Below are 13,228 nucleotides of genomic sequence, written 5' to 3'. Positions count from 1 at the left end.
CTTTACTATTGAAGCCGCCACAAAGATTGCACATTTGGCGGCTCCCAGCCAACCAGTGAGGTATGAGGCTGGAGACAAACATAGGAGAGGCCTGCGTAGGTTACTGTACTTCCAGCAACATAGCTTGCTTGAGCAGCCCAAGTCGTTGTTCCACCTGAGCCAGCTGTTGTTGAGGCTTGAAGTACGTTGCTAGCTGCCGACAAATTTCCTGCAGCATCCTTTGCTTTCACTGTAAAGCTATAGGTTGTGTTTGCTGTAAGACCGCTAACGGTAGCTGTAATTCCAGCAACATTGAGGCTGGAAGAGCCATAATAAACGGTGTAACCGGTAACTCCGACATTATCCGTTGATGCTCCCCATGAAAGACTAATGGTAGAAGCTGTAGCACCTGTTGCTTGAAGATTATTTGGGGCAGTTGGCGCTGTAGTATCGGCTGGTCCTGCATTGCCGCATGGACCAATTAATTTCCACACGCTGCTAATATCTGGGCGCTCTCCTTTTGTCCACCATTTAGCTTCGTATTCAGAGCCGTTGTAGGAAGCACGCTGTCCGCCTGTATAGGCTGTGTCGGTGTTCCATTGCTGTACGGTGCAAACATTTGCGGGGCTTGTAGTAACCGTAATTGGCGTACTTGCACCAGACACATTGCCTGCTGCATCATATGCCTTCACTGTAAAGGTATAGGCAGTGTTAGGGGATAATCCGCTAATTGCTGCGCTTGTACCCGTTGCATTCACGTTTGTTGTACCGTAAGTCACGGTATAACCGGTTACATTAACGTTATCCGTCGAAGCGTTCCATGCTAAGTTGACACTGAATGCACTCGTACTTGTCGTGCGTAAATTAGCAGGTACTGAAGGTGCTATTACATCCACAACGGGTGCATCAGTAGTTACATTAATCACGTTGCTCGCGCCAGAAATATTGCCCGCTGCATCTCTCGCTTTTACAGTAAATGAATACGCTTTGTTAGCTGTCAAACCGCTGATTGTTGTGCTTGTACCTGTAACGGTTGTTGAAGTTGAACCATATGAGACGATATATCCCGTTACTCCTCGATCATCGGTAGATGCACTCCAAGACAGGCTCGCACTCGTGGACGTTTTGGCAGTTAATTGAAGATTTGCAGGAACTGACGGAGCTGTAATGTCACCTCCACCAGAACCATATTGATCGAGATAGGTACGATGACTCGTAGAAAATAGATTGTTCGTATATTTATCCCAGTTGATAGACCAGGTCATCAATCCTTTTAAATCAGGATAACCAGCGGTATTGCGAAGAACGTAGGTTCCGCCGAAAGGTATACCTTTTATAAGATAATCAAGAGCTTTCTGCACGTTAGCCGGTGTTGTATAACCTCCGCCTGCTGCTTGTGGTGAAGCGGGCAAACCAATGACGATTTGATCTGGACGAAGAGCCGGAAACATATTATTCGGATTGCCTCCGACTGGAAATCCAACAAGCAGCATTTCAGCCATAGCCACATGGAAGTCAGGCGTACCTTGAGAATAGGCTTTACCATCAAGGCCTAACATAGGACCCGTATTATAATGCTGAACATGCAGGTAATCCAGCTCATTTCGCAGATCGTAGATGACAGGGAGGTATGCTCCCCAAAGTCCTGTATAGTTTCCTGCTCCACCCTGAACATAGGCGGTTTCCGGTGCCATGGTCAGAAGGAAATCTGAACTATAGCTATTTAATATTTCACGCGTAGCAGAAATTAAATTTACTATTTTTGGGGTGGTAGGAGCTTTGAAGTTGGTGTCTCCTGTGTTAAGGGCAAGAGAGCTGCCTTCAAGGTCAATATCGAGGCCGTCAAATCCATATAAATTAATAATACCCTTCATCGTGTTCACAAATGTTGTTTTGGCCTGAGGTGTAGTAAGCTCCACTGCACCGTTAGCGCCGCCGATGGATATGAGCACCTTTTGTCCTCTCGCTTTAAGGTAAGCAACATCAGACTGAAACTCGCTAACTGTTGCGTTGTAAGGGGTGAACACCATATTGCCAGTATGTGCGCCACCTGTTGGTTCAGCAAAAGCGACCTGGATCACGTCGTAATCCGGAGAAATATCTTTTAAACGAATATTGGTAGAGAAGTTGTCAAAATTATGCCAGTAGCCTACGATTATTTTGTTGCGAGCTGTTGCGGCCTCTACTCTATCCGTTCCTAAGGGCAATCCAGTCAATACTAGCAGCGCTGCTAGGGCAGCTAAAAGAGCTTTCATCATTCGTTTCGTTGATCGCGAATAATTTTTCATCGTCAACTATCTCCCTTCTCAATATAAAGCTTCTGACCACTACCTTTTTTGTAAGCGATTACATTCAATCTCTTAAAAACATCACCTCCTAACCGTATAAATGGGATGTACTTAGAGTGTGGCGAAAAACCGAGAGGTACAATAGAGTTCGACTCTTCTTGCAATGGAGTAAGAAAACTTGATAGGCAAATAGGAGACTAATTCAAGAGGAAACAACTTTTATTCTGAGGGGGAAAGGAGTAAAAATAAAGGGGGATTTTTCCTGTAGTTTAGGGAGAAAAATCTATCACTTATCGTTGCACCTAGCAATTCTGAATCAGCATAGGCGATTACGAGAGGCGCTGCCAATGAATGAGCGGTTGTCAGTCTTTACTGTCAGGTATACAATGTGTAAGGAGAAAATCAGAATGATAGTTTTAGTAAAGGGAGTGCAACAGGTTTGTCATCAAGTGCTTTAGCTTCAGCTTCGCCTTCTTTCCATGTTCGTTTAACCACATTGCTTTTAGTTGTTGTAGTAGCCGGTATGAGTCAAGGGCTGCTGCTGCCATTGCTTTCGATTATGCTGGAGGATTCAGGCGTATCGTCAGATATGAACGGGATTAATTCAGCTGCCATGTATATCGGAATTTTTTGTACAATGTTTTTCGTTGAGAAGCCGGTCATGCGTTTTGGGTACAAAAAAGTCATTTTAGTCGGCATTTCATTAGTTACACTTGCTAATCTACTGTTTCCATTTACTCATTCGTTGGCGATATGGTTCGTCTTGCGTTTGCTGGTTGGTGTCGGCGATAGCTCGCTCCATTATGCGACACAGTTATGGATTGTAAGCTCAAGTCCAGCCGATCGACGGGGGAAATTTATTTCGCTGTACGGTATGGCTTATGGACTCGGCTTCAGCTTAGGGCCGCTGGGCATCAATCTTCTTCCACTTGGAAGGGCGGTTCCATTCTTAGTGTCCAGTTTATTTTTTGTAACTGTACTGATGCTTGTGCTGCGTATGAAGAATGAAATGCCGGAGCGGGCAGCACGAGGAACGGCGTCTGAGAATCGCTTTGTAAAAACCTACCGTCTCGCGTGGTTTGTCCTTATACCTGGCTTCTTATATGGACTGATGGAAGCTTCTATGAATAGCAACTTTCCGTTGTATGGATTACGGATCAACCTGAGCCAGCATTGGATTTCGCTTCTGCTTATGGCATTCGGAGTCGGGGCTCTAATTCTTCAGCTGCCGCTTGGCATTTGGAGTGACCGGATCGGCAGGAAGCCGGTGTTAATTGGATGTGCAGTGGTAGGTGCTCTCGTCTTTTTCACCATACCTGTCGCTGGCGATAATATTGCGCTGCTCTTTGTATTATTTGCAATTGCTGGCGGAGTGGTTGGATCATTTTACTCTTTAGGTCTCGCTTATGCAGCTGATATACTGCCTCGGGCGATATTGCCTGCGGCGAATGTTATCGCTTCGATCCACTTTAGTATTGGAAGCATCATGGGCCCGACGCTTGGCGGTTATGGGATTCGTTATGTTTCTGTTCATAGTATTTTTCTGTTTTTAGGTGCGGCCTTCCTTATCTTCGCGCTGCTTGGTTTTGGATTTCGGCCGAAAGCAGCTGAGGTGCCAAAAGTAGAAATTTCTAGCTGAGTGCTAAAGTATGGTTCATGCATAAGTGTAGTTTCTGGATCTATTTGGGTGGTTTAATTTATATTGAGGGGAATAGGGCTAGTTTCTAGTCCTATTTTTTTATCTCTAGCTTTTGAGGCGCATTCGTTGTCAAAAGAGAAAGAATTCATCCTTTATGTGCTTATTATTACGCTGAATGAACGGCTAACGGGCAGGCAGGGCAGTTCCAATATGTGGTATATTTGAATTAATGACATTCTTTAAGCGGAGGTGCTTATGAATCCTGCTTTTGACAACTATATCGAATCGCTGGCTGGCCAGGACGTGACCATCATCGGCGCAGGCGTCAGCAACTCACCGCTGATCCGCATGCTGTGCTCAGCAGGGGCGCGCGTCACCGTTCGCGACCGCAATCCGGCCCTGCCCCGGGACGAGTGGGACGATCTAGGCGTTGGGCTCCGCTTAGGGGAGAATTACCTAGATCGCGTTGGGGGCGATATCGTGTTCCGCACTCCGGGCATGCGCCCAGACCATCCGGCGCTGGACTCGGCCCGCGCTGGCGGCAGCCGTGTGACCAGTGAGATGGAGGAGTTTTTTGCGTTGTGCCCTTGTCCCATTTTCGGCGTGACCGGTTCGGACGGTAAAACTACCACCACGTCGTTAATTGCAGACATGCTGGCAAACGGGGGGCGTACGGTTCATCTGGGCGGCAACATTGGCACGCCACTGCTGACGCGCGCGGGCGAGATGTCGCCGCTGGACGTGTGCGCGGTCGAGCTATCCAGCTTCCAGCTGATGGACATGACGCGCTCTCCCCATGTGGCGGTTATAACCAACCTCTCGCCCAATCACCTCGACTGGCACCGCGACATGGATGAATATATCGCCGCCAAGCGTCGCCTGCTGGATTTTCAGAGTGCTGACGACCTTGCCGTTCTTAACGGCGACAACCCGGCTACCGCCGCACTGCGCGGGCGGGGGCGGACCAAGTATTTCGGCGGTCACACAGTCTGCGATGGAGTGATCGATGGTCTGGTACCTATCAGTGACATTCGTTTGCCCGGGTGGTATAACGTGGAAAACGTTATGGCTGCCATGACCGCCGTGAGGGGGACCGTGCCGGACGAGGCAATTCTGGAGACGGTACGCACATTTGCTGGCGTGGAGCACCGAAACCAGTGGGTGGCCACTGTGGACGGCGTGCATTACTACAACAATTCAATCGGATCCAGCCCCGCCCGTACCGTTGCCACGCTGCACGCACACGAGGGCCGAGTGCTGCTGATCGCCGGCGGGAGAGATAAAAACGTACCTTTTGACGAGATGGCTAGGCTGCTGCCTGATCATGTCAAGGTGTTGCTGTTGATCGGCGAAGCGGCCAGTCAAATCGAGGCTGCAGCGCGCAGCGTGCCGAGTTGCCCGCCTATTTTTCGTTGTGAAGGCTTGGCCGAGGCTGTGGCGCATGCGCACAAGCTGGCCGCACCGGGCGACACGGTGCTGCTGAGCCCTGCCTGCACTGCGGTTGATCAATACAGCAACTTTGAAGAGCGCGGGCGCCACTTTGTAGAGCTGGTCGGGGCGCTGCGTCGGTCGGAGAGATAGGATTGAATAAGACACTGGCGTTTTCCGGGAAATCCTGATTGAACGCGTGTGTGGTAAACGGGAACGGGTAACGTTAACTCAATAATACAGCGGCAGTCTAGGGCTTTTTTTCTCGTCCACGACTGCCGCTGTTTTTTTATAGTTGGGGCCAGTCTACAACGAAGCTCCTATGTGAATAGGTTTTTTGCGCCAATCTCTAATGTTAAGAAATTATATCGTTTGCTCCAAAAGTATAGACAGAGCCTGAGCAATCTCTTATTTTAGACATGTGGTCATTTGGGTGGAGCTGTTCAAATCAATAGTAATTGGAGGTCAGCATTAGCGGCATAGTTAACATGAGATAGGCAGATGAAGCAATTACAACATTATAATGGAGGATTATAACATGTTATCTAGTAAGTGGGCCAAGCTGGCAGCAGCTTTTATTTTAACAGCAAGCTTTGCAGGGCAAAATATAGCGTTGACAACAACATTCGCAGAAGCGGGCAACCAGTCGGCTGGGACTTCAGGCACTGGAAAATGGATGGCAGGGGAATACCATGCCCATACCTACGTTTCAGATGATACGCAGCAATCAGTGCAGACGGTGCTCGATCAAGCTTTTGAAACCTATGGGATGGACTGGATGAATTTATCTGATCATCTGAGAACTTCAAAGCGGGATGAAGAAGGAAACTCGCTTCCTTCTCCGATATCATTTACAGATGCTGTTAATAAATATCAGGTTAACATCATTAATAAACTAAAAGACGCAGGAAAGTACAAGGATAAAATTATTTTTTCAGGGTTTGAGTGGGATATGCCAACCTACGATCATGTCGGAGCAGGCATATTAGCGGATAGCGAAGAAAGCAGCTTAAAGGCAACGAGCCTTTTTGAATATTTATATACGGATCGCCCGGAGAGCATGTTTGACCCGGCAGTTGTAGCAGAGTGGAAATTGCAGTACCCAACGCGGCCTGCACTAAATGCGGATACGGCGCGCGATGCTGTGAAGTGGTTGAAAACAAATTATGCAGATTCCAGCTATATGATCATTAATCATCCATCCAGAAAGCTTGTCAATGGCAATGCGATTTTTCGAATTTCAGATATACGTGATTTTAACAATATAGCGCCAAACATCTTTTTTGGGATGGAGGGCATGCCAGGCAATCAGATGGAGCCAGATAGAGCCGGTTTGAATCAAAATAATCCCAAGACCAAGACGTACGGCGGCTCCGACTATATGATTGCTAAGGTTGGCGGGGTGTGGGATGCGCTGCTTGGAGAAGGTCGCCGGTTTTGGAATTTCACCAACTCTGATTCCCATTTTAAAGTATCGCAAGGTCTTTATTCCAGTGGCTACGCGCCGGGTGAATATTCCAAAAATTATACATGGGTAGAAGGCAGCGACATGTCAGCTGTGCTGGACGGCATGCGTTCAGGCAAATCATTTTCGACAACAGGTGATCTGATTAATGCTCTAGATTTCACGATTACTAACGGTGCAAACAAAGGCGAAATGGGGCAAAACTTGAAGGTGAAGGATGGCGATGCGCTTAAGCTGACCATTCGTTTCAAAAGCCCGCAGACAAACAATTACGCCGTGATTAAAAGTGAAAATCCAGCAATCAATGACAAATATATTTACCAAAGTGACGTGACAAATGCCGTTAATGTTGACCACGTTGATTTGATTGCCGGTGATGTTACAGGTGAGGTTAAGCCTGGTACGGATGAATACAACAAAGATACGAATGATTCAACGAAGGTCATTGCCAGATTCACGAGCGAAGACTGGACAACAGACGCGGAAGGCTACAATGTCATTACGTATGATCTCGATCCAGCGTACAAAGATCAGTATTTTAGACTAAGAGGCACTAATCTTGGCGAAAATGTAGCTGGCGAAACTGAAAACGGCGAGCCGCTCATTGACGTCAGAACAGAAGACGATACAACGATTGAGGATCTAGATATCCGTTATATGAAACGGTTTAATGAGATTAACGATCGCAACTACAAGGATCTTTGGTTTTATTCGAATCCTATCTTTGTAACGAGTGAGCCAAACGACGATGGTAACACAGGTCCAGGTCCAGGACCGATCGTGACGCCTCCTCCGGCTCCAGCTACGTCTGTAGAAGTAGACTTAGATGTGTCGAAGGGGATTGATGGCGCAATTAAAGATGTTGTCAGCTTTAATGTGCCAGCAGGCGCTGCAGCTGTTAACGGAAAAATAAGCGCTAAGGTTGTAGGGGCGAATGAGGCACCGTCGGCTGGGACGCTTGAGGCGCTTAGTCCGGTGGTCGAATTCCAAAGCACAGCAGGCAACCAATTCAACAAACCGGTGGAGATTAGCTTCAACTACAAGAAGGATCAAGTCCAATCGGGCAAAAAAGCGGCCATTTATTACTATAACGAGCTGCAAAAGCGTTGGATTTATGTTGGCGGCACTTTCAAAGCAGATAGCACAATTTCAGCCAAGGTGAACCACTTTACTAAATTTGCCGTTTTCCAAGCAGAAGCGAAGCTGTTCTCCGATGCGATAACGCACTGGGTGGCACCATTTGCGGATCGCTTGCTTGGCATGAACGTAATTCAAGGCTTTGAGGATGGGACATTCCATCCAGAAGAGAAGGTTACTCGTGCTGCCTTTGCAAAAATGATCGTGCAAGCTCTGGGACTGCCAGCGGCTTCAGGAGCTGCAAGCTTTGCGGATAACAGCGACATTCCAGCATGGGCTGGAGCTGATGTAGCTGCTGCTATGCAAGCGGGTATTTTGAAAGGCTACGAGCAAAACGGGAAAATGCTTTTCAAGCCAAATCAAACGATTACACGCGCTGAGATGTCAGTAATGATTGCGAATGCTTTAAAGGCTAACGAGCAGCAGCCAGCAAGTGCGGAAATGACATTTAAAGACGCAGCTGCTATCCCGGCATGGGCGAAGGACTCCATCAACCGTGCGGTTTCGGAAGGTATTATAACGGGCTATACCGATCTAACGTTCCGTTCCGGTCGTGCAGCAAGCCGAGCGGAAGCCGCGGCCATGATTTTCAGGCTGCTTGATCGCTTGCATATTTAAATACGAAAGAACCTTCAGCCGCCTATGGAGCAGCTTGAAGGTTCTTTTTTTGTATATTGCAGCGTCATTCATAGCACGAAAAAGAGGTACTCTTAATGGAAGCTTGATCGTATGAATTTTTAAGCGATTAGACACAAGGGTTAAACGAGGAGCGATTATTAAACGAACGGGCAGTTTAACGCAACAAAACTGCTGACGAGCTCGTTTTTATGTTGAAACGGATTTATAACAAATGAGGGTGGTATCTAAATGAAGAAGTTATCTTGTTCATCTGTTCTTACTCTGTGCATCGTACTTTGTCTTATTCTAATAGTCGGATGCTCTAATGCTAATGAAGAGACTAATACAGGAGAAAATACTGATTGGGAACTTACAAAATATAAAACTGTCAACGACCTTGAAGGAGTAACGATGTCTGTTAAGAAAGGAACGGTCACCACTACTGAATTGACTGTAGTATTTGATAATAACTCTGGTAAGCAATGTATTTATGGTGAATATTTTTTGTTGGAAAAGAAAATGGATGGTAGTTGGTATCAAGTCCCTGTTGCTATAGATGGTAATTACGGATTTAATAGTATTGGACATGGCTTGGAGTCTTCAAATGTTAGCGAATGGACAGTTGATTGGAATTGGCTCTATGGAAGACTGGTTACTGGTGAATACCGAATAGTGAAAGATATACTCGATTTTAGAAAAGCAGGCGACTACGATACATACTTTTTGGCGGCGGAGTTTACAATCAATTAGCTGTTAGTTTGAAGTTTATTCTAAAAGAGCCGATTTCACTTGATGATATTACGCTAACGGGCAGGCTAGTTTAATGATTGGGGCTATAAGGCTGTACTAGATAGAACAATGTATAGTGTACTGTTGAGCTATGGGAGACCATAACAAAACCACCTTTTCGAAGGTGGTTTTGTTATGGTCAAATACTAGTATCAAAATTTAACATAGCCTAGATTTTAAATATTGCACCCACATCCCGTGCAGCTCAGCTTCCGATACTTGAAATGCGCCTTGAAAATCAGTGGCATCGCGTATGAATTTGTTGAGCGCATCTAAACTGTATGAATGGATGAGATATTCTACGAGCAAGTGCGAGAATCCATATCCCCCTATCTTCTCGAAATCCCAGGTATCATTAGTTAATGCTTGAAAGCTAGGGACAGCGTTATTTTGAATCGCTTCGGAGGTGCTATACTGGATATATTCTTGTGACATTTGTTTGGCTTCATGCCCGCCGAGCCCGTGTGTAAGCCATTTCGGTGCCAACGGATTGATATCTTTCACTAACCACATCGTAAACAAGCTTATAGTGTGCCGTAGTACCGATTGATACGTATGTTCAGGGCCTGGGTTGAGTGGGGATACGATTTTAATTTTATTGTCTTCATAGGTTCCCATAAACCAATTGGGCGCATCCGGCTCGTTCATTGCTTGATGAAAAGTGGGCAGATCCGGATAGATCTCAATAGCGATTTTCTGAGAAGGTCGATGACGATAGGTTGTAATAATTCGATCTACATTGCTTTTCAACTCTTCAAATAAGTCATGGTATACCTTGTTCATACCATCATTCTTGGAGGGAGCCTCGCTTTTATCCACAATCGATACCAATTCTTTAATAGACATGATTGAAATGTCACCCCATTCTTTTAATTCTTTTTTTAGTTTGTTTAAGGCACGATAGAGTCTGTTCTTGACTGCGCTTTCAGGCATCCCGATGATTTTGGATATTTCCAATAAAGTGCAATCGACGAAAAAACGCAATGATATGATTTGCTGATCTAATTCATTCAATCGGGCTAATGCAGCACTAATATCAAGACGGATATCGACATCTCTAGCAATATCGAGGGATATCGATTGGGACTGAAAATCGATTACTTCGTGCACCATTTCTTTATTTCGTGATCTCGTACGATACTCGTTTTTCACAATATTTTGCGCGATTTTGAATAGCCAAGTAAATATACTGGAGTTACACTTAAACAAGTGAAAGTTTTCCATTGCTTTTAAAAAAGCTTGTTGCGTTAAGTCATCGGCAGTTGCCGAATTTGTCTTTACTGCAATATAATTTCGAATTCTATCTCGATATTGATTATAAATTCCTTCGAAATGCTGGATGTGCTCCTGCTCCTCCGGAAGAACAGGGATTTTCTTTTTGTCTTGAGCTCGTGACACCAGTAGTACCTCCTCCTGAACTTACAATTCATTAGACACCGAAGGGAGGTAAAAAGCCACATCATTTTAAAATAATTTCACACGACGCCATTCCATTTTTTTAAACCCCGAAAAAGCAAAGCGTAAAGGCAATTCAGCCATGTGGTATTAAGTGAGGATTACCAATGGAGAATGAGATTCAGGAGCTTAAAAAACGTATTGGCTTTCTGGAAAAGCAAGTTCAGAACAAACAACTTCAGTCATCTAATATATTGAGGTTGAGCTTAACTTTTATAATAGTACTCGTGACTTTGCTCATCTTGATTGGAATCTTTCAATTTATAACCCCCCAACCAATTGAACTAACGGGTAACGATATTTCAATAAAAAAACGGAAGTAGCCGATAACAATGATCGGCTGCTTCATTATGCTAACTGGCAGTTTAGTTATAATTGTTTACTACCTTCTATATCATTTGTGAGGTGCTATAATTGTAAATATAAGTAAATGGGAGGTTGTACAACTAATGGAAAATAAATTGCCTTTATTTATCGTAACAGGTGCAAGTGGGTCAGGGAAAACATATGTCATTAAGGAACTACGGAGATTGATGCCTGATTTTGATATTTTTGACCCTGATAATCTTGTTGAATTTATTGGGCATGATTGGGAGAAAATGCGAAATATTTGGCTTAGGGTTGCACGAAATATCGCTCAAAGTGGGCGCATGACTATAATATGCGGAACAATGATGCCTTGGGATATTGAAAAATGTGTGGACTATCCATTTTTTAAGCATGTATATTACCTAAACCTACATTGTGATGAAGAAACTCGCGAAAAACGTCTACGTGAAAGAAATTGGTCAGAGGAAGAGATTCAAAACCACAAAAACTTTGCAAAACGATTGCTTGAAATTGCTGATGAGGTCTATAACCCACCTATGCCTACTATTGATACAACGGATACTGATGTAACCGAAGTTGCCTCTCAGATAAAAGAGTGGGTTCTCCAATACGCTTGAACTAACAGGGAACATTAGTTGAACAGTACAAGAAGCAGATACTACGGTAGCTGCTCCTTGTTTTTATTAAGCTAATGGGCAGGATAATTCAATCGTTTCTAGAATATTCCCTGAGTTGAATAATTTTATAAACTGTGAATATAACGTTATCTGAAAAATACGCAAAGATTATTTTTTGAAGGGATGATTAAATTGAAGCAAGGGATATTAGTTTATCTAAATGGAACTTCAAGTTCTGGAAAGACCTCGATATCGACTGAACTGATAAATCAGAAAGAGATTCCTTTTTATCATTTATCAATTGATGATTTTTTTAATAATTACAATGATTTTATTAATAATAAATTTCCAGATGAACCTCCAAGAGAAATAGATCATCAAGTTGTCTCACAATTACTTGATGATTCCATATTCTCAGTGTACCATTCGACAATTAAATTGTTATCAGAACTGGGTTTTAATGTAATAGTAGATACCGTAATCGACAATGACAAGAGGTTTAATGAGTTTCTTGATCAATTTTTCGATCAGTCTACGTTATTTATAGGTGTAATATGCTCGAAAGAAGAACTCATAAGAAGAGAGCAAGCAAGAGGAGATAGAAAAGTTGGACTGGCAGCTTCACAGTTTAGCAAAGTATATTGCTTTGATGAATATGACCTCGAAGTAAATACGGAAGAGATGAACCCAAAAGAATGTGCCGAAAAAATATTAAATTTTATTAAGTCCGATAAGGAATACTCGGTATTTAAGAAATTAAGCAAAAAAAATGTTAGTGTTTCCTAGATGGCGTATCCAGATACCACCATATTCAAGCATTAGGGCTATCGCCCCTCAGCGTCCGAGGGATTTCGGGATTGAGCTAACGGAGAACGTTAGTTCAATAAACAGCGGCAGTTTTGGACTTAATATCTGAGTCCAAGGCTACCGCTGTTTCTATTTTAAAGCAGTCTAATCGATTTATTACTCGAGCATATCCCGCGACGATATGTTTCCTCAGACAGCGCATGTGGAGTGTGTGGTAAGGATATATCGGGATTGAAGAAAATGAAATATGATAATGATTAATAGAGCCGTTATTAATACTAGAAACTATGAAGTTGTATTTGAAGATGATCAATTAAAAGCAACTAATCTGAAAACGGGTGAAGAATTTGGTCGCGTACCGGAGGACCTTTCGCTCGTTGGAATCGATGACAGCAGTCTCGCCGCGACCTGCGAGGTTCCGCTGACTTCCGTCAAGTATCCAAAGCAAAAACTCGGCAAAAAAGCCGCCGAGTTTTTGTTGAATATGATTCAAACCGATAGTCCGGGAAATGAGGGATTATTATACAGACCGTCATTGATAGCGCGTGCATCGACAGCGGCACCCAAGTGATAATGAAGCAGTCATAGACCAAAACCCTATGCTACTGTCGTGTGTTTAGAGGCATCTGACCGGAGATTTTCTTTGTAAATAGAAGGAGACCCTTCCGGTTGGATA

General features: G+C 44.3%; 9 protein-coding genes. 7 read left to right on the top strand and 2 right to left on the bottom strand.

Annotation, left to right across the window (positions count from 1 at the left end; all coding sequences use genetic code 11):
• Positions 1–5: 5 nt before the first annotated feature.
• Positions 6–2,267, bottom strand: coding sequence for a fibronectin type III domain-containing protein (locus tag AC1DPK_RS07530; RefSeq protein ID WP_477509871.1), 2,262 nt, complete (start codon positions 2,265–2,267; stop codon positions 6–8).
• A gap of 439 nt (positions 2,268–2,706) precedes the next feature.
• Here AC1DPK_RS07530 and AC1DPK_RS07525 point away from each other — a divergent pair, with 439 nt between their 5' ends.
• From AC1DPK_RS07525 to AC1DPK_RS07510, 4 genes are all read left to right on the top strand, one after another.
• On the top strand, positions 2,707–3,906 hold the full coding sequence (locus AC1DPK_RS07525; RefSeq protein ID WP_076267294.1) for an MFS transporter: 1,200 nt from the start codon (positions 2,707–2,709) through the stop codon (positions 3,904–3,906).
• Between the two features lie 255 nt (positions 3,907–4,161).
• Positions 4,162–5,487, top strand: a complete 1,326-nt coding sequence (gene murD / locus AC1DPK_RS07520) for a UDP-N-acetylmuramoyl-L-alanine--D-glutamate ligase (protein WP_477509870.1) — start codon at positions 4,162–4,164, stop codon at positions 5,485–5,487.
• A gap of 385 nt (positions 5,488–5,872) precedes the next feature.
• Complete coding sequence (locus AC1DPK_RS07515) at positions 5,873–8,554, top strand: S-layer homology domain-containing protein (protein ID WP_477509869.1); 2,682 nt, start codon at positions 5,873–5,875, stop codon at positions 8,552–8,554.
• A 249-nt stretch (positions 8,555–8,803) separates the two neighbouring features.
• Positions 8,804–9,304, top strand: coding sequence for an immunoglobulin-like domain-containing protein (locus tag AC1DPK_RS07510; protein ID WP_477509868.1), 501 nt, complete (start codon positions 8,804–8,806; stop codon positions 9,302–9,304).
• Between the two features lie 198 nt (positions 9,305–9,502).
• Here the strand turns inward: AC1DPK_RS07510 and AC1DPK_RS07505 are convergent, their stop codons facing one another.
• Positions 9,503–10,741, bottom strand: coding sequence for an RNA polymerase sigma factor (locus AC1DPK_RS07505; RefSeq protein ID WP_477509867.1), 1,239 nt, complete (start codon positions 10,739–10,741; stop codon positions 9,503–9,505).
• A gap of 506 nt (positions 10,742–11,247) precedes the next feature.
• On the opposite strand from AC1DPK_RS07505, the gene AC1DPK_RS07500 reads away from it, so the two are divergent.
• The 3 genes from AC1DPK_RS07500 to AC1DPK_RS07490 all read left to right on the top strand — a co-directional run bounded on the left by AC1DPK_RS07500 (position 11,248) and on the right by AC1DPK_RS07490 (position 13,123).
• A complete protein-coding gene (locus tag AC1DPK_RS07500; RefSeq protein WP_477509866.1) occupies positions 11,248–11,745 on the top strand; it encodes an AAA family ATPase in 498 nt (165 codons plus the stop codon).
• 192 nt (positions 11,746–11,937) lie between these two features.
• Positions 11,938–12,531: a chloramphenicol phosphotransferase CPT family protein gene (locus AC1DPK_RS07495; protein WP_477509865.1), complete on the top strand. Its 594-nt coding sequence runs from the start codon at positions 11,938–11,940 to the stop codon at positions 12,529–12,531.
• A 268-nt stretch (positions 12,532–12,799) separates the two neighbouring features.
• Entirely contained in the window at positions 12,800–13,123 is a 324-nt protein-coding gene (locus AC1DPK_RS07490; RefSeq protein ID WP_477509864.1) for a substrate-binding domain-containing protein, read from the top strand.
• Positions 13,124–13,228 lie beyond the last annotated feature (105 nt).

The sequence above is a fragment of the Paenibacillus sp. 01T424 genome (genome assembly GCF_056398745.1).
Note: the sequence above shows the minus strand (reverse complement) of the source record. Positions and strands in the feature narration are given on the sequence as shown.

Excerpts from the sequence above, each read along its gene's own strand:
- AC1DPK_RS07530 (WP_477509871.1), bottom strand. The coding sequence starts at position 2,267 with ATGAAAAATTATTCGCGATCAACGAAACGAATGATGAAAGCTCTTTTA.
- murD (WP_477509870.1), top strand. The coding sequence starts at position 4,162 with ATGAATCCTGCTTTTGACAACTATATCGAATCGCTGGCTGGCCAGGAC.
- AC1DPK_RS07515 (WP_477509869.1), top strand. The coding sequence starts at position 5,873 with ATGTTATCTAGTAAGTGGGCCAAGCTGGCAGCAGCTTTTATTTTAACA.
- AC1DPK_RS07510 (WP_477509868.1), top strand. The coding sequence starts at position 8,804 with ATGAAGAAGTTATCTTGTTCATCTGTTCTTACTCTGTGCATCGTACTT.
- AC1DPK_RS07500 (WP_477509866.1), top strand. The coding sequence starts at position 11,248 with ATGGAAAATAAATTGCCTTTATTTATCGTAACAGGTGCAAGTGGGTCA.
- AC1DPK_RS07490 (WP_477509864.1), top strand. The coding sequence starts at position 12,800 with ATGATAATGATTAATAGAGCCGTTATTAATACTAGAAACTATGAAGTT.